We start from the raw sequence: 25,977 nt of genomic DNA, 5'->3' as shown, positions 1-25,977 counted from the left end.
CGGTTCCCGGGCTCACGATCGCGCCTGATTATGCAGGACGTCCCGGAGGGGGGACAGGGGCGTTCGGGGCCGGGCGGGGGTGTTGTGCCGGTTGGTGGCGGTTGTTTCCTGAGGAACGGCCGGGGAACGGCGGATGTCCCCGGTGCCGGTGGTCGGGCCGACCCGGGCGGCTGCGGGCGGGTCGGCCCGGTGGGTGCGGTCGAGCAGGCCCGGCGGCTACGTTCGGCTCAACCCGAGGGAGCAAACCGGGGCATTTCTGACAGCATGGTGAGCTGGGAGTGATCATCCGCACGGGCCCGCCGCCTCGGCCGGGGCCCGCGACCCTACGGAGCCGCCATGACGGACCCGCGCGCCGCGTCCGACCGCAGCCCGGTGCACGAACCCGGTCCGCCGGAGGTCACCGTCCCCAACCTCTGGGTGCCGATCGGCGCCCTGCTGCTGGCGATGCTGCTCGCCGCCCTCGACCAGACCATCGTCTCCACCGCGCTGCCCACCATCGTCAGCGACCTCGGCGGCCTGGACCACCTCTCCTGGGTGGTCACCGCCTACCTGCTGGCCTCCACCGCCGCCACCCCGCTCTGGGGCAAGCTCGGCGACATGTACGGCCGGAAGCGCTTCTTCCAGGCCTCCATCGTGATCTTCCTGCTCGGTTCCGTGCTCTGCGGCATCGCCCAGAACATGGGCGAACTCATCGCCTTCCGCGCTCTCCAGGGCCTGGGCGGCGGCGGCCTGATCGTGCTCTCCCAGGCCATCGTCGGCGACCTCGTCTCCCCCCGGGACCGCGGCAAGTACCAGGGCCTCTTCGGTGCCGTCTTCGGCGTGACCAGCGTCCTCGGGCCGCTGCTCGGCGGGCTGTTCGTCGACAACCTCAGCTGGCGCTGGGTCTTCTACATCAACCTGCCGATCGGCGTCGTCGCCCTGGTGGTGATCGCCGCCGTGCTGCACGGGCGGGAGGTCAGGCGCCAGCACCGGATCGACTACCTCGGCACCGCGCTGATCGCCGCCGTCGCCACCTGCCTGGTGCTGATGACCTCCCTCGGCGGCACCACTTGGGGCTGGAGCTCCTGGCAGATCGTCGGGCTCGGAGTGCTCGGTCTGGTGCTGCTGATCGCCTTCGTCCTGGTCGAGCGGACGGCCAGCGAACCGGTGCTGCCCCTGCGGCTGTTCCGCTCCCGGACGTTCAGCCTGGTCGCGGTGATCTCCTTCGTGGTCGGGTTCGCGATGTTCGGAGCCCTCACCTACCTGCCGACCTTCCTCCAGGTCGTCATGCAGGTCACGCCCACCATGTCCGGCATCCACATGCTGCCGATGGTGCTCGGCATGCTGCTCACCTCGATCGGCTCCGGTCAGATCGTCTCCCGCACCGGCCACTACCGGATCTTCCCGATCGCCGGGACGGCCGTCACCACCGTCGGCCTGCTGCTGCTCTCCCGGCTCGACGAGCACAGCAGCACCACGGAGATGAGCCTCTACTTCCTGGTCTTCGGCCTCGGGCTGGGCCTGGTCATGCAGGTGCTGGTGCTGATCGTGCAGAACTCCGTCGGCTACCAGGACCTCGGCGTCGCCACCGCCGGCGCCACCTTCTTCCGTTCCATCGGCGCCTCCTTCGGCGTCTCCATCTTCGGCACCCTCTTCGCCAGCGGACTGCGCGACCGGCTCGCCGACGCCCTCACCGGGCTGCCGCTGCCGCCCGGCTTCCATCCCGAGACCATCGGCTCCGATCCGCGGGTGATCACCCGGCTGCCGGCCGCCGTCCAGCAGGCCGTCCACCACGCGTACGCCGAGTCGATCACCCGGGTGTTCCTCTACGCGGTGCCCGTCGCGGTGGTCGGCTTCGTGCTGTCGCTGTTCCTGCGCGAGCAGAAGCTGCGCTCCACCGTCACCGCGCCCGATCTGGGGACCTCCATCGGCCTCAACCCCGTCGAACGCTCGTCGCTGGACGAGATCGCCCGCGCGCTCTCGGTGCTGAGCACCCGCGAGGCCCGGCGCGACCTCTTCCGGCGGATCACCGAGGGCGCCGGGCTGGACCTCCAACCCGCCTCCAGCTGGCTCCTGTTGCAGATGCACCACCACGGCTCGGTGGAACCGGCGGAACTCGCCGAGCGGCGGATCGTCCCGATCGCCGTCATCGAGAGTGCCGTCCGGGAGGTCGAGGGCAGCGGCCTCGCCGCCCGCAGCGGCGGCCTGCCGCTGCGGCTCACCGAACCCGGGCAGGACGCGGCGCTCAAACTCGTCGCCGCCCGGCGCTCGCAACTCGCCGAACTGCTCGGCGACTGGGACGAGAAGCAGTACGCCGACCTCGCCGACCTGCTCACCCGCCTCAGCTCCACCCTCTGCGCCGACCAGCGCGACCGCCCCGACCGGGCCGCCCACGAGCCGCCGTACCGGGGGGAGGGGCGGTCGTTCTAGCGCGTGTCTAGCCCGCCTCGCAGGGGGTTTGACCGGAGAGCCAGGCGACGGCGGCGGCGAGCGCGGGATCGTCGTCCTTGCGGGGGTCGGCCGTTTCGACCGCCTCGTCCGGCTCGATCGGGCCCTCGTGGACCTTGCCGGTGCGGTCGGCCTCGGCGGCGCCGGTGAGCAGCAGGACGGCGCCGTCCGACAGTCGGTGGGCGGCGTTGCCGGTGGGCACCCCGTAGGTGGGCTGGCCGAAGCTGCGGGTGGCCGGGCGGCCGATGAAGGCGATGGCGACCGCCTCGCCCGCGCTGCCGGTCGCGCGGCCGGTGAGGACGGCGACGGGCGTTTCGGGCGTCTTGTCGTGGTGGGTGGGCGCCTTGTCGTGCTGGGTGGCGGGGGAAGCCTGCGGGGCGCCGTCCAGGTACGGCACGCCGTCGCGGACCGACCAGGTGCTGCGGGTGCCGTCCGCGGTGACGAACGCGCCCAGCGGGCCGTCGCCGAGGATCGGCGCCGCGACGGCCAGCGGGGCCCACATTCCGCCCCCGGTCTCGTTGCGCAGGTCCACCACCCAGCCGCAGGCGCTCACTTCGGCGACGGCGGCGCGGCCGCGGGTGACGTACTCGGCGTAGGCGCGCTCCGATCCGTTCACCGCCGGGAGGGTCACCTGGGCCATGCGGTGGGGGAGTTGGCGGGCGGTCGGGGTGTTCACGGCCTCCGGGTCGGCGTCGACCTTCGCCGCCTGGTCGGGCGGGTAGAAACGGCTGTGGTGGTCGTCGAGGGCTGTGACGGCGGCCCTGATCGCGGCGTGGGTGTCGGCCGGCGTACGGGCCGTGGCCGCCTGGGCGAAGGCCTGGGTGCGGAGCTTCGGCCAGTCCACCTTCGCGGTGTTGAGGGACTTCTGCTGGATGAGGTCCAGGGCCTCCGAGAGGTAGCCGCGGGCCTCCGGGGAGATGCGTTCGGGGGCTGAGGGAGTTTCGGGAGTTGAGGGAGTCGGCGAGGAGCACGCCGCGAGCACCAGTACGGCCGCCGCCGCGACCACCCGCCCCAGCCTCATCCGCTTCCCCTCCCTGTGGTTCGTGTCGTTGCCGATCCTCCCTCACGGACTCCCGAACCAGCGAGGGGTGTCCAGGCGGAACGGGTCGCCGGGGGCGAGCAGGCGCAGGGCCGCCTCCACCTCGCGCAGGCGTTCCTCGCCCAGGGTGGCGGACCACTCGGCGCGCAGCTCGTCGAAGATCCGGGCCGACCGGACCAGGCAGTCCACCCCGCGGGCGGTCAGCCGGACCACCTTGCGGCGGGCGTCGGCCGGGTCGCCGCCGCGCTCGACGTAACCGAGTTGCTCCAGGTTCTCGATGGTCTTGCCGGCGGCCTGCTTGGAGACGCCGAGCCGGCGGCCGAGTTCGACGGCGGTGGTGCCCTGCGGCCCGATCGCCTGGAAGACGAAGCCGTGCATCGGGCGCAGGTCGGGGTGGCCCTCGCGGGCGATGCGCTCGTGCAGCTCGTCGATGATCGTCCGGAAGGCGAGCAGCAGACGCAGCGGCAACTCGAAGCCGGGCGGGGCGGGTTCGCTCGCGGGCGGGGCGGGTTCGCTCGCGGGTGGGGCGGGTGTGCTCACGGGTTCGTTTGACACGGATAGACAACCTCATTGACCATATAGACAACGCCATTGACCATCTTAAGGGGTTTCCTCGCCATGCCCGTGATCCGCCACGCCGACGCCCGCCGCACCGAGACGCCGAACGCCGTCATGACCACCTACGCCTCACCCACCCAGGGCTCAACCGCCCTCGCCCTGTGGCAGGTCGACATGACGGCCGGAAAGAGCGGTCCGCTCCACGCCATGGACGTCGAACAGATCTGGACGCTCCTCACCGGCACCGCCACCGTCACCCTGCCCGACGGCGCCGTGCCCCTCGCCGCCGGCGACACCCTCGTCCTCCCCGCCGACCTCGCGCGCCAGATCACCACCGTCGACGGCTTCACCGCCATCGTCGCCGGCCCGTCCCCCGCCCACGCCTACAACCCCGACGCCGTCACCCCCGAAGGGGCTTGCGGTCTCGCCCCCCGCGACGCCGAGCGCCTCCTCCCGCCGTGGATCGCGTGACCCGGCCCGTGTGAGGTGTAGGAGACTGCTGACAGCAACCGGGCCGGAGGCTCCCCGTGGGCCCCGGCGGACGAGGAGAGGTGCGGCATGTCCGTCGTCAAGATCAACGTACTGACGGTTCCCGCCGAGCAGCGGGAGGTCCTGGAGCAGCGCTTCGCCTCCCGCGCCGGCGCGGTGGAGAACTCGGACGGCTTCGAGTGGTTCGAGCTCCTCCGCCCCGTCGAGGGCACCGACCAGTACCTCGTCTACACCCGCTGGCACAGCGAGGAGGACTTCAAGGCGTGGATGGAGGGCCCCATGCGGGCCGCCCACCGCCCCGCCGCCCCGGAGGGCGAGGCCCCCAAGCGCCCCGCCGCCTCCGGCTCCACCCTCTGGTCCTTCGAGGTCGTCCAGTCCGCCGGCCCCAAGGCCTGACGCCTCACTTCGCGGTTGTTCGCTTTTCCCTTCGGGCCCTTCCCCAGCCGGGGCAGGGCCCGAAGTGCCTCTCAGCCGCCCACGAGGATCGAGAGATGCGCGGCGGCAGATTGGGACAGGCTGTCGAGGAGGGCTCGGCCCTTCGCCGCCGTTCCGAGGGAGGGCTGCCCGATGATGCCGTTCTTCGTGTACCCGGCCATGCCGAGCGTGAGCAGGTGCGGGCGCTCGGGGGCGGAGTGGTCGTCCTGCTCGATGCCGTCGCGGATGAGCTCCGGGGCGCCGTGAAGGAGGAGCGACACCTCCAACTCGCCGCCGTGCATGTCCTCCGCGCCGCTGCTCACCAGGCCCGCCGCCTCGCGGGCCTGGTGCCAGTCCTCGCGGACCGGGAAGAGGGCGACGCGCGGGCCGGAGGTGTTGGCCTCCTGGACGACGTTGGAGAGGACGTAGTTGCCCCCATGGCCGTTCACGATGAGCAGGCCGGGAACGCCGGACGCCTGGAGCGACTTCCAGATGTCGTTGACGACGGCGTAGAGCGTGGCGGCGCTGATGCTGACGGTGCCGGGCATGTGGGCGTGCTCATGCGAGCAGGACACCGTGATGGGCGGCAGGAGGAACAGGCCGTAGTCGGCGGCGATCCGTTGGGCGATCAGGCCGGCGACGATGGTGTCGGTGGTGAGCGGCAGATGGTCGCCGTGCTGCTCGAAGCTGCCGACCGGCAGTACGGCGATCTTGGCGCCGCGCCGGCGTTCGTCCGCAGAGGTGGCGGCCGTGATCAGTGCGTCCATGGCCCCACCCTCTCTCATCAGCCTGTCGCAGGTCGAGAGGGCGCCGTGCCGCTCATCAGCTTCAACCGGCCGGTGAAGGTGGCGACTTCGGCCACGGTGTTCCACCGCCGGAGGGCCTTGTCTGCGGCGGACAGTTCCGCCATCGCTCGCGCGGACTCGGTGTCGATGGCGATCGACAGCGCGCGGTCCGCCGCCGCGGCAGCCTGCTCCGGCTCGCCGGACACCGCGTAGGCGCGGGCGAGCCGGGAGAGGTACACACCCTGGTCGTTGCGGTACACCGGAGGGAGCGCCCGGAGCTCGGCCTCGAACATGGCCACCGCCGTGAGCGGGTCACCCAGTTCGAGCAGGCAGTTCGCGCGCTGCATCTCGATGTACGTCGGCGTGCAGTAGGCCATGTCGAGGGCATCGTCGCGGTGCTCGTCGTCCGGTGACGCGGCCAGCTCGTGGGCCTCGTCGAACTTGGCCTGGGCGAAGCGCTGGTTGCCCATGAGCGCGTGCCCCTGGGCCTCCTGCTGCGCGGCCAGGGCTCGGATGCGCGGGGTCGCCCCGGGTGAGCGCCGGGCGGCGCGTGCCAGCCCGACGGCCTGCTGCGCGTTGCGGCGGGCCGTCGCCTGGTTGCTCTTCCTGAACAGGAGGTAGGCGGCCATGACGTCGTCGCCGGACTCCTGCGCCCACTCCATGGCGCGGTCCGACCAGTACATGGCCTGGTCGAAGTCGCCCAGGTCCTGGTTCAGCCAGCCCAGGAACTCGGCGGTGCGGGCACCGATGGTGAGGATCTCGGCCCTGGCGCTCCCGTCGGCGGATCGCTGGAGACGGTCGAGTACTTCGACGTGCCGGGTGACCGGGTCGAGCGCGTGGCGGGATCCCAGAAGGTTGGCGGTCCTGTAGTGGCCGGGCATCACCTCGCGGAGGTGGCAGGCGAAGAACTCGGGGTCGACGGGCGGGCTGGGCCTTGCGGCGGCGAGATGGGGCTCGATCACACAGCGCCTCGCCTGGGGCGGCGCAGTTGCTTGCTCCCAATCCCGGGTGGCCAGGCCCACCATGTGACCCGGGATGTGGAGGCCGTCCGCGATGCGTTCGACGAGATCGATCTTCTCGATCCGCCGCTTCCCAGCCATGACCTCGCCGACACGGCTCGGGGTCAGGTCGCAGGCTCGCGCGATGAGCGATGGGTAGACGCCGGCCAGTTTGAGCAGCCGGAATACGGCGGCGAAGTCCCGCTGTCGGCACGCGGCGATCATCTCAGGATTGGCGAGCAGACCTGATGGAAGCCGGTCCGGAAGGCGAGCTTCGGTCACCATTGCCCCCGCTGTCGATCAGTTTTCCCTGAAGCGAAGTTGATTGACAGTGAGTTTATCCACCTTGGGTATTCAGCCTGGGTACGTCGACCGCATCGCCTCCCGGCAACCTGGAGCCACGGGCCGGAAGACCCGTTCCGGCCGCTGTCGAGCATCGGGAGGGTGGTGCACGTGATCAGCTCGGGAGAATCCCGGGACGACGCTGAGTCCAATGAGTCGGGCGCCGGGATAACCACGTTCGGGGCGATGCTCACCCGGCACCGTAAGTCCGCCGGCATGGCCAGGGACCACCTCCGGAAGTTCCTTGCGGAGGTTCCCGACGGCGCGGCCCTCGCGATGGACGGGCAGCTCGTGCTCACCGAGTTGGTGTCCAATGCCGTGGTCCACGGGCGGGTTTCGCCGGGGCGGGAGATTGCTGTCCGGTTCGAGCTGACCTGCGGCCATCTTCGCATCGAGGTGCACGACGCGAGCAGCGAGAAGCCGACGATCCGGCGGTCGACCGTGTCCGACGAGCTGTCGGGGCGGGGACTGTTCCTGGTGGAGGCCCTGTCCGTGGAGTGGGGTTGCGCGCCCCGCCCCGAAGGCTTCGGAAAGATCGTCTGGGCCTTGGTCGGCCCGGGAAGCGGTGCCAGATGAGGAACGGTCGGGCGTTCGGATCGGCGGCGACGCGATGCTTCTACTGCGGTGCGGGCCTGCGGAAGGCCGTGACGCGGAACATCGTGGTCAACGGACAGACGGTGGGCGTCAGACGGTGGGCGTCCACATGTGGCACCCGCGCCGTGCGGGGGAGGTGTCGACGGCGGTGCCGGCACTGTGCGGTGCGATCTCGGGCGGGGAGACGTAGCGGCTCGCGGCCGATCGGAGCTGTGCGGGAGGCCAGTCGGGGTGCGCGGCGCGCAACTCGGCGGCGTACTGGTCGAAGTAGCGGCGTTGGAGGGCCGGCGGGCGGTAGCCCTCGACGAACAGCAGTCGCAGGCCGTCCGGGAGGTGCGATTGGGCGTCGAGGAGCCGGTCGAGGACGCCGGACCGCAGGTGGGCGAACGCCCCGGCGTCGTCGTGCTTGCGGTCGTCCAGCAGGAGTTCGTGCTCGCGTACGTCCAGGAGGCGGTCGCCGCAGTCCTGGACGGGGACGGCGGCCACCTGCGGGTCGGACATGAGGATGATCTCGGTCAACAGGTCTCCTGGGGGCGGAGGGGACGGCGGTGCGGGCCCGGCGGCCGGTGCGGTGTCCGCCACCGCCCCGGGCGGCGGGGCGGTGGCGGACGGGTGGTTCAGATGAGGGCGGCCTCGACCAGGTCGGCGGCCCTGGCCGCGCTGCCGCCGGCGCGGACCTCGCGGCTGAGCTCGGCCAGCCGGGCGGTCACCGCCGGATCGCCGGTCAGCTCCAGCACGGCGGAGCGCAGCGCCTCCGGGGTGGCCTGGGGGGTGTCCAGCCGGCGGGCGACGCCGAGTTCGACCAGCCGGTCCGCGTTGTCGAACTGGTCGGCGGCCTGCGGCACCGCGACCATCGGCAGCCCGCAGTACAGGCCCTCGCTGCACCCGCCCATCCCGGCGTGGGTCACGAACGCGTCGGCCTGCTGGAGCACGGCGAACTGTGGCACCCACTGGTGCACTTCGATGTTGGCCGGGATCGTACCCAGTTCGGCCGGGTCGGTTGCCTGGCCGACCTGGAGCACGACGTGCCAGCCGGGCAGGTCGCCGAAGGCCTCCAGGCACGCGCGGTAGAAGTCGGGCTGGTGGGTGAAGGTTGAGCCGAGCGAGACCAGCAGCACCTTCTGCGCGTCCTCCGGACGGGTCCAACCGCCCTGGTGCTCGCGGGCGCCGAGGCAGGGCCCGGCGAAGGAGAAGACCTCGGGATCGACCAGCTCGATCTCGGGCTGGAGCACCCGCGGGATGAGCGCGATCCCGCGGTCCGGGTGCAGCATGTATCCGAACGGGTCACCCGTCGGCACCCCGTTGTCGGTCAGCCACTGCGCGAACCGCTCCGGGACGTTCTCCGCCTCCAAGGCCTCCCGCGCCATCTCGAAGCGCGCCAGGTGGGAGTCCTCCCGGATGATCATGGACGGCGAGATCAGCATGGACGGCACGCCCCAGCCGTCGGCCAGCGCCCGGCCCGCGTACGCCATGAAGTCGTACAGGACGAGGTCGGGCCGGTCGTCGTGGAAGGCCTCGCGCAGTCGCGGCAGCATCGCCTGCGCCTCCTCGAAGATCATGGTGTGCACGCCGGCCCCGATGTTGGGGTCGACTCCGCCCTTGGCGATCGGCAGGGTCGTGTCGTGGGGCACGAGTCGGGCGCCGGTGGATTCGATCTGCCCGGCGAACGACGGGTCGTTGACATAGCTGACCCGGTGGCCGCGGGCGACCAGCTCCCGCATCACCTCCAGGCTGGGGTTGACGTGGCCGTGCGCCGGGATGTTCACCATGGCGATGTGTGCTGGTCGGGACATGTCGGGCCCTCTCCTCGTATGTCGCTAGGCGTCTGCGTTCGGCTGGCTGACTTGTCGTCAACTCACCTTTCAGAACAGTACGTAACGTTGGCAGTCGTTGCGGTGACGAGGGGTGGGGTTCGGCCGAAGATCGGCCGGTGCGGAGGATCGCATGGAGGTTCGCATGGAAGGTCGCGCGGCGGGTCGGTCGGGGTGAGGTGGGCGGAGAGCTGGTGCCTGCGGAGCCTCGACGTGCGGGCCGTGTGGACGAACGGGAAGGGCCCGCTCGTCCTGACCGCGAAGGCCGGGCAGACGCTGCGCGACCTCGCGGACGGTGTGTGACGGCGTGGCGCGGAGCCGCCGCCTCGCAGGACGGCTGGATCTCGGGATCCAGGGCCGGTTGCGAAGGTGTGGGCCGGCGCTGGTTGTTAGGGTCCGGGCATGGCGCGTTTGAAGATCGAGATATCTGTCCCGGAGAGTCATGTCGAGAAGGTGATCGCGATGCTCTCCAGGCGGCTGGCGCGGGGCGGGTGGGCGACTACGCCCGGTGCGCCAGCACCTGGCGGGTCACGGGGACATGGAGGCCCTTGCCTGGTTCTCGGCCCTACGACGGTGAAGTGGGCGAAGTGCGGCAGGGTGAGGAGAGCAGGGTCGAATCCGTCTGCGATGCCGAGCAGGCCGAGGCTGTGCTGCGAGCAGTGCGCGCGGCTCATCCGTATGAGGAACCGGTCATCCACTTCCTGCCTTTGTACGAGCCGGGCGTCGAACGATGACCGAACCGGTCATGGCCACTCGTCGATGGCCGTGACCGGCGCGGTCGCTTCGTAGCGGACGGCGGGTTTGCCGTGTCGAGTCGCGATGGCTCGGTGCCTCTTGAAAGGTGTTGCCGCAGAGGCCCCTGGTTTACGCGTGCGGCGCTCCGTGCTCAAGGTAGGCGGTCTCGCCCTGTGTCCGGGCGGCGTATGCGGCGTGGACTCGGCGGGCGAGCCGGGGGATGAGGAGCGCGTCGAGTTGGTCGACGTGGTGAAAGGAGTGCTCGCCGATCTCGACCTGGTCGACGGTGATGCGGTCGAGTTCGGCGGTCGGGAGAACCCCTCCGTCGAAGACGAAGAGGAGCTTGTCGCCCTCGGCGGGGTGGGGTGCCCAGTCGGCGACGAGCAGGCGGCCGATCGGCGGGGTGATGCCGAGTTCTTCCTTGACCTCCCGGGCCGCTCCCTCGCTGGGGGTCTCGCCCGCGTGCAGGTAGCCGCCTGGGATCTCCCAACCGGGCTTGTAGGTCGGCTTCACGAGGAGGATGCGGTTCTCCTCGTCGAAGAACAGCACACCGGCGGCGGTGCGCGGCTGGGCCAGGGCTTCGTGCGGGGAGTCGGTCACGGCGAGACTGTAGTCGCCGCGACGGAATCCCCTGGGCGGCTGGATGCGAGGCGTGCCCAATTCCCTTCTCCGGCTGCCTTGATCGACCCGGCGGCCCTACGCTGGTGGCATGGCTGTGGATCCCGCTCTGCCCGTTGGCCGGCGCTGCGCGGGCCCGGCCGGGCGGGTGCCGCGCGCTTCAGCTGTCTCAGCTCCGGCCTGTGCGCCCCGGGGCTTGGTCCCGGGGCGCACGTTGTCAGTTCTGCTCTGTGACCGGGGCCAGTACGGGGCGAAGCAGGTCGAGGACGTGGGTCCAGTTGTACTTGTCGCGACCTCCGCCGGATTTCGGCTTGTGGGGGATGTAGTCGCCGATCAGGACGCCCATCGAGCGGAGTCGTTCCAGGCTCTCGCTGTACGCAGGGTGGGCTGCTTGGGCCGAGTTGACGTAGGGCTGAACGGCAGTGGGGATGCCGAGCCCGTACGCCTCGCAGAGAATGCCGAGTGCAAGGGTGTCGGATATCCCGGCGGCCCATTTGTTGATGGTGTTGAACGTGGCGGGCGCCACGGCGATGGCGTCCGCCGGGGGAAGGGGCTGGGGAATTGCGGGAGTGCGCCAAGCCGAGCGGATCGGGTAGCCGGTCTGGCGCTCGACGGCTTCCGGGTCGATGAACCCGAGCCCATGGGGGGTGGCGATGACGCCGACCTTCCAGCCTTCGGCGTGGGCGGCGCTGATCAAGGTGCCGACGTCGTCCGCGATGCCCGAGGCGCAGACGACGACGTAGAGGAACGGATCGCGTTGGTCGGTCAAGTCTGGACTCCCAATTCCTGGCAGAAGCGGCGAAGTTCCGGGACAGCGCCGACGGATGTCGTCCGACGCACAGCTCTTCGCGATTCTGGGCGCCCCGCATCTCACGGCCAGTCTGCCGTGTCGGCTGTACGCCCGTGCGGACTCCACCCAGAGTGCGACCCGTCGCTCTGGACCGGGGATACGTCGGTGCAGGAGGGGCCACCCTGCCCTCCGGAGGCCTGGATTCGGAGCGTGCTCAATTCTTTTCTCTGGCTGCCCGAGGAGACCCGGCGGCCCTACGCTGGTGGCATGGCTGTGGATCCCGCTCTGCCCGTTGGCCGGCGCATCCAGTACTACCGGGAGCGTGCAGGGAAGTCTCGTCCGGTGTTGGCCGCGCTGCTGGGGCGGTCGCCGAGTTGGCTGAAGCAGGTGGAGAACGGGGCGTTGCTGCCGCCGCGCCTGCCGATGCTCGTGCGCATCGCTCAGCACTTGGGGGTTGATGATCTCTCGTTGTTGACGGGCGACGTCAGCATGCCCAGGGCGCTGTACTCAGGCGTGGAACACGCGGCGCTGGACTCCGTCCGGCGGGCGGTTGACGGTGCGCAGCTCGGGTCGGCCGGTGAGCCGGTGCCCAACCTCGACCACATCGAGGTCCAGCTGGCGAACGCCTGGCGGACCAGGATGACCAGAGGCGACCACCGGACCGCCTTGGCGGAGTTGCTGCCGGCCCTCGTGTCGGCGGCCTCCCTGGCAGCTGCGCATCAGGACTGCGCCGATCGGCGTCGGGCGGAGGTGATGTACGCCGGCGCACTGAACCTGACGCAGATGTATGCGGCCTTCCAAGGGGACGGCAACCTGGTCTGGCGGGTCGCCGAACGGGCGCTGGCCACCGCACGGGCATCGGACGACCGGCGGGCGATCGCGCAGGCGTGCTGGTTCCTGGTGGAGGCGTTCCGGAAGTCCGGCCAGTGGGACAGCGCCCAGTCACTGACCGAGGGAGCTCTTCGCCTGCTCGACCCCGTCCGCGGGGATTCGCCGGAACTGGCCTCGGCGTGGGCGGACATGGCATTCCACGCCGCCATCACGCATGCGGTCGCCGGTGAGGCTGGTGAGGCCTGGGGCTGGATCGACCGTGCGGCAGCCGTTGCCGAGCGCCTTCCCGCAGGCTTCTGGAGCGCCCCGACGTCGGGCTCCCGTCAGGCGGTCGGGCTGCACTCGGTCACTGTGGCGGTCGAGCTTCGCCAGACCGGCACCGCACTTCGGTGGGCCCGACGGTTGCCGGTGGCCGAGGTCACGGCGATTCCGCGCCGTGGTCGCCATCTGATCGAGGTCGCGCGGGCACACGCCCTTCGTGGGGAATCGGCGTCCGTGGCGGAACTGCTCACGGACGCCGTTGCGGTCGCGCCCGAGACGGCCCGGTGGAACGAGGAGACGCGGGCCATGGTCCGAGGGTTGATTGATGGCCGTTCGCCGGTCCAGGAGGCCGGGCGTCGACTCGCCGAGTCGATCGGGATGGCCGCATAGCGGGCTGCCGGAGTTGGTGGCAGAAACCCTGCCCCTTCGCACAGTGACGAACCCGTAGCGTTGAGTGACATTGCGGGTTCGGTGCGTAAGGGAGTGTGCGAATGGCGCAGGACGGAATCGCCGTCGCGAGGGCGGCCAGGCTGTCGCGGCAGGCGGTGCGGGAGCTGGATCCGGCCGCCACGCACGGGTACGGCATCCGCTGGGACCCGGCGGCGCGTTGCTACCGCGTACGTGACGAGCAGGGTGGCGAGTGGTTGCGGGACGGCGACGGAACCATTCGGGCCTTCGTACGGTTCGAGGCCGCGAACGGCGAGTGGCTGCGGCTGCGGCGTGAGCACCTGGAAGCCCGCGTACGTGAGGCGAACTGGGCGTCCCGGTGGAACTGATGGAGGCGGGGCGCGATACCGCTTCGGGGCCGGTCGGCGACTGTGAGCAATGCGCCGAACTGGCCGTTCGGGAGGCGGAGTCCGCGGCCCGGTTCGACTACTCCGGTGCCGTTGACGCCCGCGTGCTGATGCGTCGCCACCGTCGGAGCGCACACCGGTGAGGTGTGATTCACCCGGTGGTCGTCACGAAGCATTCTCCGCCGCCTGCGCGGTGTCGATTGCGGGAGCGGCCGTGCTCGCGGCGATGCTGCTGGCGCTCTGTTTCGGCGGCCCGTGAGGGCGGCCCTGTTGTCTCAACCCGAGCAATATCTGATCTTGGCAAGGACGTTGAGAGGAGAAGCACATGGGCCCGCCGCATGGCGGAGGCTAGAGGGAGAGGAAGTCGGCCACCTTGGCGACGACCTCGCGCTGCCACGCCTGTGACTGCGGGTGTGCGTACGTGGGGTCGTCGTGCACGGCGAAGCCGTGCTGTGCGCCGTCGAGTTCGTACAGTTCGGCTCCGGCGCCGAACAGCGGCGCGAACCGACGGGACAGTTCGACGTCGACGAAGGTGTCCTTCGTTCCGTGGACGATGAGCACTGGGGATCGAACGCTGGCGCAGAGCTTCTCGGGGTCGAGGTGGAAAACCTCGTTCAGGAGGCCGCGGCCGGTCTCGAACGGCTGTCGGATGGAGAAACCTCGGTCGTCCAACTTCGCGGCGCGTTCTTTGGAGAGGTGGTCGCCGCTCCAGCCGGCCGCCTCGGTGATGAAGCGGTTCTGGTAGTCCATGCGCGGGTTGAGCAGGACGAGTTTGTCGATGTCGCCTGGCCGATGGCCCGCGTGCAGGGCCGCAGCCCCGCCGGAGAACGATGCTGCGATCACGTGCACAGGCCCGGGGCGACCCGCGATCTCTGTCAGGTGCTCGGATGCCGCCCGGATGTCGTTGGCGATGGCGGCGATCGTGATGTCGGAGAAGCGCCCGGCGCTCGCGCCGTGGGCCCGCAGATCGAAGCGCAGGCAGGTGATGCCGGCGGCCGCGAGGCCGGCCGCCAAGCGGCCGAAGAACCCGCCCTCTTCGCGGGTGACGCCAGCGCCGTGGGTGAGAACGGCGAGTGCCGCCAGGGGAGTTGGGGAGGGAGTGACCGTGCCGAACAGTTCCGTGCCGTCCAGTGACCGGAATGCGGTTTCGTAGTCAGCCATAAGTCGAACGTAGCAACTCGCCCATGATGTGGGGAGTGTCCCGGGCTTGCGAGCCTGGGGCGCGCTGGGGGGTGTGCGCTTGCGCCGCCCGTTTGGGTGATGTGGTGGGGAGTTTGACGCTCGGTTAGCGCATTACGGTGATCATTGGGTCGGCGCGGGCGTTCGGAGGGACGGCCTGTGCGCGGCAAAAGTGAGCCCCGGCGGTGCGCTAACACCCCGGGGAATGGCACCAGGAGTAGAAGGGCTCCCGAATGCACATTCATCGTATCCCGAAGCACTCGCCCGGGTACACAATCCTCGACAACGGCCACGTCGTCCGGAAGCACTCGCTGAGTTGGGCGGCGCGTGGGCTGCTCAGCTACCTGCTCAGCCTGCCGGACGGTGCGCGGGAGGACATCCGGACGCTGGCGGCGAAGAGCGTCGAGGGCCGGGCGACGGTGGCGCGGGCGCTCCGTGAGCTGGAGGCGGCCGGGCACTACGTGCGGCGGACGCAGCGGGATCCGGTGACGGGGCAGGTGCGGACGATCGTCTCGGTGCACGAAGTGCCGGTGACGGGCAAGGCGGTTCACACCGTGCCGCCGCTTCCCGTGTCCCCGGCCGCCGGTGGGCCCGGAGCTGGGGTGACGTGCGCCGGGAAGGCGGGAAGCCCTTCCGGAAAGGTGAGGGTGAAGGAAGCGGAAGTTCCCTCCGTCCGTCCGTCCGAGAAGTTGACGACGGGCATGGCGCTGCTGCTCGAACTCGGGCGCAGGGAGCCCAGGATGGCGTTGGCGGGCAAGCCGCTGTGCGATCAGGCCGTGCGGGTGGAGGGGCTGCTCGCGGGCGGGTGGAGCGGGGAGGCGCTGGCGGGGATCCTGGCCGCGCCCTTGCCGGAGAGGGTCACGCACAGCGTGGGGGCGGTGCTGGCGGGGAGGTTGGCGAAGGTGCCGCCCGTTCCGTTGACCCCGCAGGGCGGCGGCGGGTCGGGGCCACGTCGGCATGAGTGCCCCGGGCGGGACGGCTTGTGCGGGCGGCCCGTCGCGGGTGTCGGGCAGGTGTGCGGGGAGTGTCGGGCTCCGAGGGTGTCGCGGGCCTTGCCGTAGTCGACCCCGGGGCGGGGAGGCGGAGTTCACCCGCCCGGCGGCCGGGAGTCCGGCGGACGGAACGCCACCGGTGCGGCGAAGGCGGCCCGGCGGGTGGCGCGGCGCAGGGCGCGCAGGACGGCGGTGCCGAGGGTGAGGCAGAGGACGACGGTGAGCACGGCGCGCGGGAGGTCCCAGCCGAGCGACGTGGTCAGGCAGTAGGCGGCGAAGCGGACCAGGTTGGCGGGCAGTGGGTCGCCGGGGACGAAGGAGATGGAGCCGGAGAGCCCGGCGATGTACGGCCAGCCCTGGAGGTTCATGATCGTGCCGTAGAGGACGGAGGCCAGGGCGCCGTAGCCCGCGAGCAGCCAGAGCTCGCGCCGGCCGCGCAGGCTCGCGGAGCCCGGGAGGAGGCCGGCGCCGAGGCAGACCCAGCCCATGGCGAGCATCTGGAACGGCAGCCAGGGCCCGACGCCGCCGGTGAGCAGCGCGGACGCGAACATCGACAGCGAACCGAGGACGAAGCCGAAGCCCGGCCCGAGCACCCGGCCGGACAGCACCATGAGGAAGAACATGGGCTCCAGCCCCGCCGTGCCCGCGCCGAGCGGCCGTAGTGCCGCGCCCGCCGCCGCCAGCACCCCGAGCAGGGCCACGGATTTGGCGTCCAGGCCGGGCGCGCCGCCGCCCGCCGTGCGGCCCTCGGAGATCTGGGCGATCACGACGGCGAGCAGCAGGGGGAGGAGGAGGGCGAACAGCCAGGGGGCGTCGGTGGCGTGGCCGACCAGGGCGGACTTGGTGGAGGCGAGCAGCGGCCAGCCGAAGGCCGTCACGCCGACCAGGGAGGTCAGGAGCAGGGCCGTCACCGAGCGGCGGCCGAGCGGAACGGGGCGACCAGCAGGAACACCGGGAGGAACGGGGCGGCTCATGCGCTCAGCGCCTCCGCGACCTGGCGGACGGTGAGCCACGGGCCGGGCGCCAGCACCTTGGCGACCTGCGGGGCGAACGCCGGGGAGGAGACGACGACGTCGGCCGTCGGGCCGTCGGCGACGATCTCGCCCTCGGCCAGGATCACCGTGCGGTGGGCGAGTTCGGCGGCGAGTTCGACGTCGTGGGTGGCGAGCAGGACGGCGTGGCCTTCCGCCGCGAGGTCGCGCAGGATCTCCACCAGCCGGGCCTTGGCGGCGTAGTCGAGGCCGCGGGTCGGCTCGTCGAGCAGCAGCAGCGGGGGCCGGGCGGTGAGCACGACGGCGAGCGCGAGGGTGAGCCGCTGGCCTTCGGAGAGGTCGCGCGGGTGGGCGGTGTCGGCGATGCCGGGCAGGAGCCGTTCGACCAGGGCGCGGCAGGTGCCGGGGGTGGCGCCCGCGTCGGTGTCGGCGGCGGAGCATTCGGCGGTGACGCTCTCGCCGTAGAGGAGGTCGCGCGGGTCCTGCGGGACGAGGCCGACCTGCCGGATCAGTTCGGCCGGGCGGGTGCGGTGCGGGGTGCGGCCGCCGACGGTCACGCGGCCGGAGGCGGGGGCGTGCAGGCCGACCAGGCTGCCCAGCAGGGTGGACTTGCCGGCGCCGTTGCGGCCCATCAGGGCGGTGATCTCGCCGGGGCGCAGCGCCAGGTCGACGCTGCGCAGGGCCTGGACGGGGCCGCGCCGGACGGCGAGGCGTTCGGCGGCGGCGATCGGGGCGTCGGTCGAAACGGTTGGAACAGGGGCCGCGCCCGGGTGCAGGCCGTCCAGCCGGGAGCGCAGCCCGGCGGCCTTGCGGCGGGCGTCGCGGACGGACAGCGGCAGCGGCCGCCAGCCGGCGAGCCGTCCGAGGCCGACCACCGGCGGGTGCACCGGGGAGTGCGCCATCACCTCGGCGGGCTCGCCGAGGACGGGCGGGGCGCCCGGGGTCAGCAGCAGCACCTGGTCGGCGTACTGGACGACGCGCTCCAGCCGGTGTTCGGCCATCAGCACGGTGGTGCCGAGGTCGTGCACCAGCCGTTGGAGGACGGCCAGCACCTCCTCGGCGGCGCCCGGGTCCAGTGCCGAGGTGGGCTCGTCGAGGACCAGGACGCGCGGGTGCACGGTGAGCACCGAGCCGATCGCGACGCGCTGCTGCTGGCCGCCGGAGAGGGAGGTGAGGGCGCGGTCGCGCAGGTCGGCGAGGCCGAGCAGGTCGAGGGTCTCCTCGACCCGGCGCCGCATCACGTCGGCGGGCAGGCCCAGGGACTCCATGCCGTAGGCGAGTTCGTCCTCGACGGTGTCGGTGACGAAGTGCGCCAGCGGGTCCTGGCCCACCGTGCCGACCAGGTCGGCGAGTTCGCGCGGCCGGTGTTCGCGGGTGTCCCGGCCGCCGACCGTCACCCGGCCGTGCAGGGTGCCGCCGGTGAAGTGCGGGACGAGTCCGCTCACCGCGCCCAGCAGGGTGGACTTGCCGGAGCCCGACGGGCCCACCAGCAGGCAGAGTTCGCCTTCGGGGACGGTCAGGTCGACGTCCGCGACGGCGGGGGCGGCGGTGTCCGCGTACCGGACGGAGACCTGCTCGAAGGTGATCACGAAGCCCTCCGGGGCGGGGTCGGGGCGGCGAACGCCGGTACCAGGCCGAGCAGGACGGCCAGTACGGCGGCCAGCGGCAGCGCGGGGACGGTCGGCGGGACGACGGTGGGCGCGAAGGCGGCCGGGTCGCGCGTGGACAGGTAGATGATCAACCCGGCGACGGCGGCGCCCGAACCGGCGGTCAGCCACTCGGGCAGCGCCCAAGGGTCGGGCCGGTAACGGGTCCTGACGGATCGTCGGCTTCCCAGCAGTAGCCCGGCGAAGGCGGCGGCCAGCCCCAGCAGCAGCACCGGCGGCGCCCAGCCGGCGCCGCCGGCGGTGAGCAGCCCGTACGCGGCCAGGCAGACCCCGAGCAGGCCGGCCAGGGTGAGCGCGGCCGTCGCCCGGGCGAGCCGGCGCGGGACGTCCGCGGTGCGGCCGAAGCCGCGGGTGTCCATCGCCGCGGCCAGCGCCACCGAACGCTCCAACGCGCCCTCCAGGACGGGGAGTCCGACGCTCAGCAAGGCGGCGATCCCCCGGTCGGTCCGGCCGCGCAGACGGCGGGCGGCCCGCAGTCGGCGGACGTCCGCGACCAGGTTCGGCGCGAAGGTCATCGCCACCACGACCGCCACGCCCGCCTCGTACAGCGCGCCGGGCAGGGCGCGCAGCAGCCGGGCCGGGCTGGCCAGCGCGTTCGCGGCGCCCACGCAGACCAGCAGGGTGGCCAGGCGCAGCCCGTCGTACAGCGCCGCGAGCAGGCCCTCCACGGTCACCCGGCCGCCGATCCGCACTCCCTGCGCCCAGGTGGGGAGCGGCACTTCGGGCAGTGTGAACAGCACGTGCGTGCCCGGGATCGGCGAGCCGAGCAGCACCGCGAACACCAGCCGGATGCCCAGCACCAGCAGGCCCAGCCGCAGGAACGCGCCGTACGAACGCGACCAGGGCGCGTCGCCGCGCCGGGCCGCGACCACGTATCCGGCGACGGCGGCGAGCAGCAGCAGGATCGCCGGATTGGTGGTGCGGGTCGCCGCCGCGCCCAGCCCGAGCGCCCACAACCACCAGGCCCCGGGGTGTAGTTGACGGGGGCCGGTGGGCGGTCGGGTGGTGCGGGCGGTGCTCATGCGGGCCAGTCCAAGTGGGGGTGTCCGGAGGGTTCAGGAGGGTTCAGGAGGGTTCGGGAGGATTCGGGAGGTGCCAGGAAGCGTCAGGAGCTACGGCGGCGGCGCGCCTGCCAGACGGCACCGCCGGCCAGCACGGCGACCAGCGCGCCACCGGCGATCAGGCCGACGTCCGGGCCGGAGTCCGAGCCGGAGTCCGAGTCGCCGCCGTCACCCGACGCGCCGGCCGGCTTGGCCGCCGACCCGAGCTGGTCGGCACAGCCGGCCTTCGGGAAGCCTGCGATGGCGCAGAGCAGGCCGTTGGCGTCGTAGCGCAGCGGCGGGGCGACGGCGGCCAGCACCTCGGCCGAGGTGGCGTTCGAGACGACGCTGGCGCACGCGCTGCGCTGCTCGGGCGGCGCCTCGGCGGAGCCGGCGTCGGCGGTGGTGCCGAAGTCCAGCACGACGGCGACCCGCTTGCGGCCCGCCTGCGCGGGCGTGTCCGCGCAGAGGGCGGCGAAGTCGCCCGCCGCCCGGGGCTGCGCGGCCTGCTGCCCGCCGTCCGGGCTCACCGCGAACCGCCACCCGTCCACCGCCCCGTCCGGCGGCACGGCGACGGCCGGCCCCTGCTGCTGGTACAGCCACCCGTCGCCGGCACCGCGCCAGAACGACCAGTACCGGTACCCGGTCGCCGCCTCCGCCGGTACGGCGGCGACCAGCAGGAGCACCGCACCGAGCAGCGGAACGAGCACCGAGGCGAGGGGACGGCCGGCGCCGCGGGTCCTGGCGGAGGCGTCCCGGCGACGGGCCAGACGGGCCAGGCGGGCCAGGCGGGCCGGGCGGGGTGTCACAGGCTCTGGCCGCGCTTGCGCTGGAGGCTGAGCAGGAGGCCGCCGCCGAGGCCGATGAGGAGGCCGACGATGATCGGCCAGTACTGGCCGATGCCGTCGTCCTTCTTCTTGGGCGCCGCCGCCGTCGGGGAGGGGCTGGCGGTGGCCTTGGGGGCCGGGCCGAGGGCGGTGAGCTGGGCGGTCAGCGGGGCGGTGTCGCGCTGGGCGGCCTGGGCGACGAGCAGGAGGCTGGCGGTGGCGGAGGCGTCGGTGCCGCCCTTGGTCCAGGCGGCGCCTTCCTTGGTGAGCCAGTCGACGGCGCCGGCGGCCTGCTGGGGGTGGCCGCTCTGGATGAGGCCGAGGGCGGCCCAGGCGGTGGCGTTGTAGTCGGGGGTGGGGGCGGCGCCGGGGGTGGTGAGGGCGAGGTGGTTGTCGCCCCCGGCGAGCTGGGCGGTGAGGTACGCCCCGGCGGCCTCGCCGGAGTCGGCGTGCGCGACCGGAGCGGCCGCGGCGTCGGCGCAGCCGAGGGCCTTGGGGGCGGCGTCGGTGCGGGCGGTGGTGGCGACCGGGAGGTGGCCGCCGGCGGCGGCGAGCGAGGCCTGCGCACTGGCGAGGGCGTTGGGGGCGAGCGCACCGGACGACGGGTCGGGCTGGTAGGCGAAGGCGCCGCGCTGGTCGGCGGGGGCGGCGCAGCCGAGCTGGAAGAGGGCGAGCCCGTCGAAGGCGTTCTTGCCCGCCTTGGCGACGCCGGTCGGGTCGGTCTTCGCGGCGAAGAGGGCGTTCACGGCGAGGCCGGTGGAGTTGGCGTCGCCGGGGCTGCCGGGGTTGTAGGGCCAGCTGCCGTCGGCGTTCTGGGTGGCCTTGAGCCACTGGACGCCCTTGTCGACGGCTTCCTGGTGCCCACCGAGGGCGACGAGGGCCTGGACGGCGACGGCGGTGGCGTTGCTGTCCTCGGTCTTGGGGTCGCAGGCGGCGCCGGCGGCCCGGAAGGAGGGCCAGCCGCCGTCCTCGCACTGCTGTCCGGTGAGCCAGCCGACGGCGGAGTCGGCGGGGGTGGCCTTGGCCGCCGCGAGCGCGGTGAGCGCGAGGGACTGCCGCCAGACGCCGTCGTACGTCGGGTCGCCCTTGCCGTAGAGGCCGTCGGGGACGGCGGCGGCGGTGGGCGCGGGGCTGTCGGCGAGGGCCGGTCCGGCGGTGGCGCCGGCGAGGATCGCGGCGGACAGGGCGGCGGCGCCCAGGCGGGCGGCGGTGAGCATGGTGGAGGTGTGCCTTTCGGTGAGCGGTGGTGGCCCGGCGGGGCCGTTCCGTAGTCCTCGACGGTGCCGGGCGGTGCGCGTGGCGGGCCCGGGCTGGCCGCTCGCCCCTCCACGGGCGGTCCGACTCGCCCGGGCCGTCACGGGGGCCGGGCTCACGGTTGCGGGGTCAGCGCCGGATTCGCACCGGCTTCCCCCGGGGGAGGGACGGGATGAAGTTGTGCTGTCCGTCGACTTTAACCGCCGGGGGCGGCCGGTCCCCTCCGCCCGGGCAGGAACAGGTTCCAGTCAGGGCAGGGTGAGCAGCCGGGCCGCGGTGTGCAGGTCGGCCCGGACCTCGGCGATCGAGGCGCGGCCGGAGAGCCAGGCGACCAGGGCGGAGTGCCAGGTGTGCTCGATCACCCGGACGGCCGCGCGCTGGCTCTCACTGGGTGGCCCGGACTGGCCGATGGCGTCCAGGATGAGCTGGCCGGTGGCGGTGCTGACCTGGTCCACCTCGGCGCCGACGGAGCGGTCGGCGAAGGACAGCGCCCGGACCATCGCCTCGGCGAGCAGCGGTTCGCGCTGGAGCGCGTGGAAGGCCCGGGTGAGCGTGTCGGCGACCCGCAGGGCCGGTTCGAGGTCGGTCGGAGGGTGCCGCCGGATGTGCTCCTGGAGGCCCTGCAACTGCTCCAGCATGACCGCGACCAGCAGGTGCACCTTGGACGGGAAGTACCGGTAGAGCGTGCCGAGGGCGACCTGCGCGGTCTCCGCGACCTCCCGCATCTGCACCGCCTCGTACCCGCCCCGGGCGGCCAGGGCGGTGGCGGCCCGCAGGATCCGGCGCCGGCGTTCGGCCTGGCGGGCGGTCAGCGGCGGCTCGCCCGGCTGCGCGGGGGGCGGGGTGGTGGGGCTCGTGGAGGTGGTCGGCGGCGGCAAGGAGTGCTCCCGGGGCGCGTGGGTGGCGGCGTGCTCCACAAGGTCGGCAGGGTCGGCGTGGGTCGGCGTGTCGGGAATCACCGGCCCTGCCTCCTGAGGGAAAGCTACGGGCCGGTATCTTCGAGGTCTCTCATTGTTCACATGGTCGATGACGAGTTCCACAGCCACTGAAACCTGATCTACTTTAGCGACCGGCGGCAGGGCCGTCGGCAGCACAGGAACAGCAGCACAGGAACAGCAGTGCAGGGACAGCAGCACAGAGGCAGCAACACGGAGATGGCAGCACCGCCAGCAGCTAGAGATGAGGGCCCGAGGATGACCGCGCAGCCGCTGCGGATTGCCCTGCTGTCGTACCGCGGGGACCCCTTCTGCGGCGGTCAGGGCGTGTACGTGCGCCACCTCTCCCGTGAGCTGGCCAGGCTCGGCCACCACGTGGACGTGATCGGGGCCCAGCCGTACCCGGTGCTGGACGAGGTCGAGGGCCCCGGTTCGGTGCGCCTGGTCGAGTTGCCCAGCCTGGACCTCTACCGCGCCGAGGACCCGTTCCGCACGCCCGCCCGCGACGAGTTCCGCGGCCCGGTGGACCTGCTGGAGTTCGCCACCATGCGCACCGGCGGCTTCCCCGAACCACTGACCTTCTCGCTGCGCGCCCGCCAGTACCTGGCCCGGCACAAGGGCCGCTACGACGTGGTGCACGACAACCAGACGCTCGGCTACGGCCTGCTCGGCCTGGCCCGGTACGGCTTCCCGCTGGTCACCACGATCCATCACCCGATCACCGTGGACCGGCGGCTGGAACTGGACGCGGCCACCACCCGGGTCAAGCGGCTGTCGCTGCGCCGCTGGTACGCCTTCACCCGGATGCAGCGCCGGGTCGCCGCCCGGCTGGACCACGTGATCACCGTCTCCGGCACCTCGCAGCGCGAGATCGCCGAGCACCTGGGCGCCGCGCCGGGCGCGATCTCGGTGGTGCCGATCGGCGCCGACACCCGGCTCTGGTCGCCCTCCGAGGAGATCGCCCGCGTCCCGGGGCGGATCGTCACCACCTCCAGCGCGGACGTCCCGCTCAAGGGCCTGGTGTTCCTGGTCGAGGCGCTGGCGAAGGTGCGCACCGAGCGCCCCGCGCACCTGGTCGTGGTCGGCAAGCCGCAGAAGGAGGACGGTCCGGTGGCGGAGGCGGTGCGCCGCTTCGGGCTGGCGGAGCACATCGAGTTCCGCAGCGGCCTGACCGACCGGGAACTGGTCGACCTCTACCGCTCGGCCGAGGTGGCCTGCGTGCCGTCGCTGTACGAGGGCTTCTCGCTGCCCGCCGCCGAGGCGATGGCCACCGGCACCCCGCTGGTCGCCACCACCGGCGGCGCGATCCCCGAGGTGGCCGGGCCGGACGGGGAGACCTGCCTGGCCGTGCCGCCGGGGGAGCCGGACCGGCTGGCGGCGGCGCTCGGCCGGCTGCTGGACGACCCGGGGCTGCGGGCCCGGCTCGGCGCGGCCGGCCGGGAGCGGGTGCTGGCCCGGTTCACCTGGGCGCGGGCCGCCGAGCTGACCGCCGACGCCTACCGGGCGGCGATCGCCACCGGGGCCGGCGCCCGGGCCCGCTCCGGGCCGGGCTGGCGGTACGTGCCCTGAGTCGCCCGGCCGCGCCGCCCGCCGGACCAGGCCGCTCGGCGCGGTAGCGGATCGAGCCGACGTGGCGTCAAGTTCGCTCGGTGGCAAAAGGCTTGGCAGCAAAAGGCTTGGTAGCAAAAGGAATGGGAGTCCTGCAGTGCTGACCGTCGATTTCTCGCGCTTCCCGCTCGCCCCCGGCGACCGGGTGCTCGACCTGGGCTGCGGCGGGGGCCGGCACGCGTTCGAGTGCTACCGCCGCGGCGCCAACGTGATCGCCCTCGACCAGAACGCCGAGGAGATCGCCGAGGTCCAGAAGTGGTTCGCCGCGATGGAGCAGGCCGGTGAGGCCCCGGAGGGCGCGTCGGCGGTCGCGATGGAGGGCAACGCGCTGGCGCTGCCGTTCGAGGACGACTACTTCGACAAGATCATCATCTCCGAGGTGATGGAGCACATACCGGACGACAAGGGCGTGCTCAACGAGATGTTCCGCGTCCTCAAGCCGGGCGGGCTGCTCGCCGTCACCGTGCCGCGCTGGCTGCCCGAGAAGATCTGCTGGACGCTGTCCGACGAGTACCACGAGGTCGAGGGCGGCCACATCCGGATCTACCGGGGCGACGAACTGCTCGGCAAGCTCAAGGACGCCGGCCTGGAGCCCTACGGCACCCACCACGCGCACGCGCTGCACTCGCCGTACTGGTGGATCAAGTGCGCGGTCGGCGTGAACAACGACAAGGCGCTGCCGGTCAAGGCCTACCACCAGCTGCTGGTCTGGGACATCGTCGGCACCCCCGTGATCAGCACCCTCACCAAGGCCGCCGAACGGGCGCTCAACCCGGTCATCGGCAAGAGCTTCGTCGCGTACGCGTCCAAGCCGCGGCGGACCGATCGGACCGAGCCGGCCGAGCGGACCGAGCGGATCGAGCCGGCCGAGCGGACCGAGCCCGGGCGCGTGGACGCATGACCGCCGCCGTCCCCGAGGCGCTGCTGCTCGACGGGGTGCTCGACGCCGAACAGGCCGCCGGCACCGTCCGCAGCATCCTGGCCGAACAGCGCCCCGACGGCGCCATACCCTGGTTCGCCGGCCACCACCTCGACCCGTGGGACCACACCGAGGCCGCGATGGCCCTCGACACCGCCGGCGAGCACGCCGCCGCCGAGGCCGCCTACCGCTGGCTCGCCGCCAACCAGAACCCGGACGGCTCCTGGTACGCCGCCTACACCGACGGCGCGGTCACCGACCGGGCCAAGGAGACCAACTTCTGCGCCTACGTGGCCGTCGGCGTCTGGCACCACCACCTCAGCGCCGGCGACGACGCCTTCCTGGAGTGGATCTGGCCCGTCGTCCGGCGTGCCCTCGACTTCATCGTCGGCCAGCGGCTGCCCGGCGGCCCCATCGCCTGGCGCCTCGACGAGGACGGCACCGCCACCGACGAGGCGCTGCTCACCGGCTCGTCCAGCATGCTGCACGCGCTGCGCTGCGGCCTGGCCATCGCCGAGTACCTGGAGGAGCCGCAGCCCGACTGGGAGCTCGCGGCCGGTCGGCTGGGGCACGCCATCACCCACCACCCCGAGCGGTTCCTCGACAAGGGCCGCTACTCGATGGACTGGTACTACCCGGTGCTCGGCACCGGACTGCGCGGCGACGCGGCACTGGAGCGGATCGACCGGGACTGGGACCGCTTCGTCGTCCCCGGCCTCGGCGTGCGCTGCGTCAGCGACCGCCCGTGGGTGACCGGCGGCGAGAGCGCCGAACTCGCCCTCGCGCTCTGGGCGATCGGCCGCTCCGACCGCGCGGTGGAGATCCTGCGCTGGATCCAGAAGCACCTGCGGCACGAGGACGGCTCCTACTGGACCGGGTACGTCTTCGAGGACGACGCCGTCTGGCCGGAGGAGCGCACCACCTGGACGGCCGGCGCGCTGCTGCTCGCGGTCGCCGCGCTCGGCGGCGACCCGGCGACGGTCGCGATCTTCGGCGGGGAGCAACTGCCCGCCGGGCTGGTCGTCCAGGACTGCTGCTGAGGCTCGCGGCCGATGCCCGTCCGGGCGGCTGGACTCGT

At 72.5% G+C, this 25,977-nt stretch carries 25 protein-coding genes, 1 pseudogene and 1 riboswitch; of the genes and pseudogenes, 11 read left to right on the top strand and 15 right to left on the bottom strand.

The window, feature by feature from the left end:
• The first annotated feature begins 336 nt into the window (after positions 1-336).
• Positions 337-2,409 carry an MFS transporter gene (locus ACIPLC_RS03950; RefSeq protein ID WP_400470836.1) on the top strand — a complete coding sequence of 691 codons (2,073 nt, stop codon included), beginning with the start codon at positions 337-339 and terminating at the stop codon, positions 2,407-2,409.
• Between the two features lie 7 nt (positions 2,410-2,416).
• On the opposite strand, the gene ACIPLC_RS03945 is transcribed toward ACIPLC_RS03950, so the two are convergent.
• Both ACIPLC_RS03945 and ACIPLC_RS03940 read right to left on the bottom strand, forming a co-directional pair.
• Positions 2,417-3,448 carry a S41 family peptidase gene (locus ACIPLC_RS03945; RefSeq protein ID WP_400470834.1) on the bottom strand — a complete coding sequence of 344 codons (1,032 nt, stop codon included), beginning with the start codon at positions 3,446-3,448 and terminating at the stop codon, positions 2,417-2,419.
• 42 nt (positions 3,449-3,490) lie between these two features.
• A complete protein-coding gene (locus ACIPLC_RS03940; RefSeq protein WP_400470833.1) occupies positions 3,491-4,006 on the bottom strand; it encodes a MarR family winged helix-turn-helix transcriptional regulator in 516 nt (171 codons plus the stop codon).
• 78 nt (positions 4,007-4,084) lie between these two features.
• Here ACIPLC_RS03940 and ACIPLC_RS03935 point away from each other — a divergent pair, with 78 nt between their 5' ends.
• Both ACIPLC_RS03935 and ACIPLC_RS03930 read left to right on the top strand, forming a co-directional pair.
• Positions 4,085-4,495 (top strand): cupin domain-containing protein, encoded by a 411-nt coding sequence (locus ACIPLC_RS03935; RefSeq protein ID WP_400470831.1) that lies wholly within the window; start codon positions 4,085-4,087, stop codon positions 4,493-4,495.
• Between the two features lie 87 nt (positions 4,496-4,582).
• A complete protein-coding gene (locus ACIPLC_RS03930) occupies positions 4,583-4,909 on the top strand; it encodes an antibiotic biosynthesis monooxygenase family protein (RefSeq protein ID WP_400470830.1) in 327 nt (108 codons plus the stop codon).
• A gap of 71 nt (positions 4,910-4,980) precedes the next feature.
• On the opposite strand, the gene ACIPLC_RS03925 is transcribed toward ACIPLC_RS03930, so the two are convergent.
• Entirely contained in the window at positions 4,981-5,694 is a 714-nt protein-coding gene (locus ACIPLC_RS03925; RefSeq protein ID WP_400470829.1) for a creatininase family protein, read from the bottom strand.
• A gap of 17 nt (positions 5,695-5,711) precedes the next feature.
• A complete protein-coding gene (locus tag ACIPLC_RS03920) occupies positions 5,712-6,674 on the bottom strand; it encodes a hypothetical protein (RefSeq protein WP_400470828.1) in 963 nt (320 codons plus the stop codon).
• A gap of 63 nt (positions 6,675-6,737) precedes the next feature.
• Here ACIPLC_RS03920 and ACIPLC_RS03915 point away from each other — a divergent pair, with 63 nt between their 5' ends.
• Positions 6,738-6,959 (top strand): hypothetical protein, encoded by a 222-nt coding sequence (locus ACIPLC_RS03915; RefSeq protein WP_400470826.1) that lies wholly within the window; start codon positions 6,738-6,740, stop codon positions 6,957-6,959.
• A 195-nt stretch (positions 6,960-7,154) separates the two neighbouring features.
• A complete protein-coding gene (locus ACIPLC_RS03910) occupies positions 7,155-7,628 on the top strand; it encodes an ATP-binding protein (protein ID WP_363628596.1) in 474 nt (157 codons plus the stop codon).
• Between the two features lie 144 nt (positions 7,629-7,772).
• Here the strand turns inward: ACIPLC_RS03910 and ACIPLC_RS03905 are convergent.
• From ACIPLC_RS03905 to ACIPLC_RS03890, 4 genes and pseudogenes are all read right to left on the bottom strand, one after another.
• Positions 7,773-8,165, bottom strand: a pseudogene (locus ACIPLC_RS03905) (dipeptidase); the annotation flags it as partial.
• Between the two features lie 98 nt (positions 8,166-8,263).
• Positions 8,264-9,439, bottom strand: a complete 1,176-nt coding sequence (locus tag ACIPLC_RS03900; RefSeq protein ID WP_400470824.1) for a macrolide family glycosyltransferase — start codon at positions 9,437-9,439, stop codon at positions 8,264-8,266.
• 882 nt (positions 9,440-10,321) lie between these two features.
• Complete coding sequence (locus tag ACIPLC_RS03895) at positions 10,322-10,792, bottom strand: NUDIX domain-containing protein (RefSeq protein WP_400470822.1); 471 nt, start codon at positions 10,790-10,792, stop codon at positions 10,322-10,324.
• Between the two features lie 235 nt (positions 10,793-11,027).
• The gene (locus tag ACIPLC_RS03890; RefSeq protein WP_400470820.1) at positions 11,028-11,579 is read right to left on the bottom strand and encodes a flavoprotein; all 552 of its coding nucleotides are present in this window, start codon (positions 11,577-11,579) and stop codon (positions 11,028-11,030) included.
• A 288-nt stretch (positions 11,580-11,867) separates the two neighbouring features.
• Between ACIPLC_RS03890 and ACIPLC_RS03885 the strand changes: the two genes are divergently transcribed.
• Together ACIPLC_RS03885 and ACIPLC_RS03880 are read left to right on the top strand one after the other, a co-directional pair.
• On the top strand, positions 11,868-13,082 hold the full coding sequence (locus ACIPLC_RS03885) for a helix-turn-helix domain-containing protein (protein ID WP_400470819.1): 1,215 nt from the start codon (positions 11,868-11,870) through the stop codon (positions 13,080-13,082).
• A 101-nt stretch (positions 13,083-13,183) separates the two neighbouring features.
• The gene (locus tag ACIPLC_RS03880; RefSeq protein WP_400470817.1) at positions 13,184-13,468 is read left to right on the top strand and encodes a hypothetical protein; all 285 of its coding nucleotides are present in this window, start codon (positions 13,184-13,186) and stop codon (positions 13,466-13,468) included.
• Between the two features lie 366 nt (positions 13,469-13,834).
• Here the strand turns inward: ACIPLC_RS03880 and ACIPLC_RS03875 are convergent, their stop codons facing one another.
• On the bottom strand, positions 13,835-14,647 hold the full coding sequence (locus ACIPLC_RS03875; RefSeq protein ID WP_400470815.1) for an alpha/beta hydrolase: 813 nt from the start codon (positions 14,645-14,647) through the stop codon (positions 13,835-13,837).
• A 251-nt stretch (positions 14,648-14,898) separates the two neighbouring features.
• Between ACIPLC_RS03875 and ACIPLC_RS03870 the strand changes: the two genes are divergently transcribed.
• A complete protein-coding gene (locus ACIPLC_RS03870) occupies positions 14,899-15,726 on the top strand; it encodes a helix-turn-helix domain-containing protein (protein ID WP_400470813.1) in 828 nt (275 codons plus the stop codon).
• A gap of 26 nt (positions 15,727-15,752) precedes the next feature.
• Here the strand turns inward: ACIPLC_RS03870 and ACIPLC_RS03865 are convergent, their stop codons facing one another.
• The 6 genes from ACIPLC_RS03865 to ACIPLC_RS03840 all read right to left on the bottom strand — a co-directional run bounded on the left by ACIPLC_RS03865 (position 15,753) and on the right by ACIPLC_RS03840 (position 22,315).
• A complete protein-coding gene (locus ACIPLC_RS03865) occupies positions 15,753-16,631 on the bottom strand; it encodes an ECF transporter S component (RefSeq protein WP_400470812.1) in 879 nt (292 codons plus the stop codon).
• Positions 16,628-18,238, bottom strand: a complete 1,611-nt coding sequence (locus ACIPLC_RS03860) for an ABC transporter ATP-binding protein (protein WP_400470810.1) — start codon at positions 18,236-18,238, stop codon at positions 16,628-16,630. The genes ACIPLC_RS03865 and ACIPLC_RS03860 overlap by 4 nt, the downstream gene beginning before the upstream one ends.
• Positions 18,235-19,338 (bottom strand): CbiQ family ECF transporter T component, encoded by a 1,104-nt coding sequence (locus tag ACIPLC_RS03855; protein ID WP_400470808.1) that lies wholly within the window; start codon positions 19,336-19,338, stop codon positions 18,235-18,237. Before ACIPLC_RS03855 ends, ACIPLC_RS03860 begins: the two co-directional genes overlap by 4 nt.
• 83 nt (positions 19,339-19,421) lie before the next feature.
• Positions 19,422-20,066, bottom strand: coding sequence for an SCO2322 family protein (locus ACIPLC_RS03850; protein ID WP_400470806.1), 645 nt, complete (start codon positions 20,064-20,066; stop codon positions 19,422-19,424).
• A gap of 95 nt (positions 20,067-20,161) precedes the next feature.
• Entirely contained in the window at positions 20,162-21,400 is a 1,239-nt protein-coding gene (locus tag ACIPLC_RS03845; RefSeq protein WP_400470804.1) for a prenyltransferase/squalene oxidase repeat-containing protein, read from the bottom strand.
• 117 nt (positions 21,401-21,517) lie between these two features.
• Positions 21,518-21,593, bottom strand: a riboswitch (cobalamin riboswitch).
• Between the two features lie 92 nt (positions 21,594-21,685).
• Complete coding sequence (locus ACIPLC_RS03840) at positions 21,686-22,315, bottom strand: TetR family transcriptional regulator (protein ID WP_400471231.1); 630 nt, start codon at positions 22,313-22,315, stop codon at positions 21,686-21,688.
• A gap of 315 nt (positions 22,316-22,630) precedes the next feature.
• Here ACIPLC_RS03840 and ACIPLC_RS03835 point away from each other — a divergent pair, with 315 nt between their 5' ends.
• The 3 genes from ACIPLC_RS03835 to ACIPLC_RS03825 all read left to right on the top strand — a co-directional run bounded on the left by ACIPLC_RS03835 (position 22,631) and on the right by ACIPLC_RS03825 (position 25,939).
• A complete protein-coding gene (locus ACIPLC_RS03835; RefSeq protein ID WP_400470802.1) occupies positions 22,631-23,941 on the top strand; it encodes a glycosyltransferase family 4 protein in 1,311 nt (436 codons plus the stop codon).
• A 136-nt stretch (positions 23,942-24,077) separates the two neighbouring features.
• Positions 24,078-24,881: a class I SAM-dependent methyltransferase gene (locus ACIPLC_RS03830; RefSeq protein ID WP_400470800.1), complete on the top strand. Its 804-nt coding sequence runs from the start codon at positions 24,078-24,080 to the stop codon at positions 24,879-24,881.
• Entirely contained in the window at positions 24,878-25,939 is a 1,062-nt protein-coding gene (locus tag ACIPLC_RS03825; protein WP_400470798.1) for a prenyltransferase, read from the top strand. Before ACIPLC_RS03830 ends, ACIPLC_RS03825 begins: the two co-directional genes overlap by 4 nt.
• Positions 25,940-25,977: the final 38 nt, after the last annotated feature.

This window comes from Kitasatospora sp. NPDC086801 (genome assembly GCF_044745805.1).
Classification (GTDB): Bacteria; Actinomycetota; Actinomycetes; order Streptomycetales; family Streptomycetaceae; genus Kitasatospora.
Note: the sequence above shows the minus strand (reverse complement) of the source record. Positions and strands in the feature narration are given on the sequence as shown.

Coding starts and splice junctions, on each gene's coding strand:
- ACIPLC_RS03950 (WP_400470836.1), top strand. CDS start 337: ATGACGGACCCGCGCGCCGCGTCCGACCGCAGCCCGGTGCACGAACCC.
- ACIPLC_RS03945 (WP_400470834.1), bottom strand. CDS start 3,448: ATGAGGCTGGGGCGGGTGGTCGCGGCGGCGGCCGTACTGGTGCTCGCG.
- ACIPLC_RS03935 (WP_400470831.1), top strand. CDS start 4,085: ATGCCCGTGATCCGCCACGCCGACGCCCGCCGCACCGAGACGCCGAAC.
- ACIPLC_RS03930 (WP_400470830.1), top strand. CDS start 4,583: ATGTCCGTCGTCAAGATCAACGTACTGACGGTTCCCGCCGAGCAGCGG.
- ACIPLC_RS03925 (WP_400470829.1), bottom strand. CDS start 5,694: ATGGACGCACTGATCACGGCCGCCACCTCTGCGGACGAACGCCGGCGC.
- ACIPLC_RS03900 (WP_400470824.1), bottom strand. CDS start 9,439: ATGTCCCGACCAGCACACATCGCCATGGTGAACATCCCGGCGCACGGC.
- ACIPLC_RS03885 (WP_400470819.1), top strand. CDS start 11,868: ATGGCTGTGGATCCCGCTCTGCCCGTTGGCCGGCGCATCCAGTACTAC.
- ACIPLC_RS03880 (WP_400470817.1), top strand. CDS start 13,184: ATGGCGCAGGACGGAATCGCCGTCGCGAGGGCGGCCAGGCTGTCGCGG.
- ACIPLC_RS03875 (WP_400470815.1), bottom strand. CDS start 14,647: ATGGCTGACTACGAAACCGCATTCCGGTCACTGGACGGCACGGAACTG.
- ACIPLC_RS03870 (WP_400470813.1), top strand. CDS start 14,899: ATGCACATTCATCGTATCCCGAAGCACTCGCCCGGGTACACAATCCTC.
- ACIPLC_RS03865 (WP_400470812.1), bottom strand. CDS start 16,631: ATGAGCCGCCCCGTTCCTCCCGGTGTTCCTGCTGGTCGCCCCGTTCCG.
- ACIPLC_RS03855 (WP_400470808.1), bottom strand. CDS start 19,338: ATGAGCACCGCCCGCACCACCCGACCGCCCACCGGCCCCCGTCAACTA.
- ACIPLC_RS03845 (WP_400470804.1), bottom strand. CDS start 21,400: ATGCTCACCGCCGCCCGCCTGGGCGCCGCCGCCCTGTCCGCCGCGATC.
- ACIPLC_RS03835 (WP_400470802.1), top strand. CDS start 22,631: ATGACCGCGCAGCCGCTGCGGATTGCCCTGCTGTCGTACCGCGGGGAC.
- ACIPLC_RS03825 (WP_400470798.1), top strand. CDS start 24,878: ATGACCGCCGCCGTCCCCGAGGCGCTGCTGCTCGACGGGGTGCTCGAC.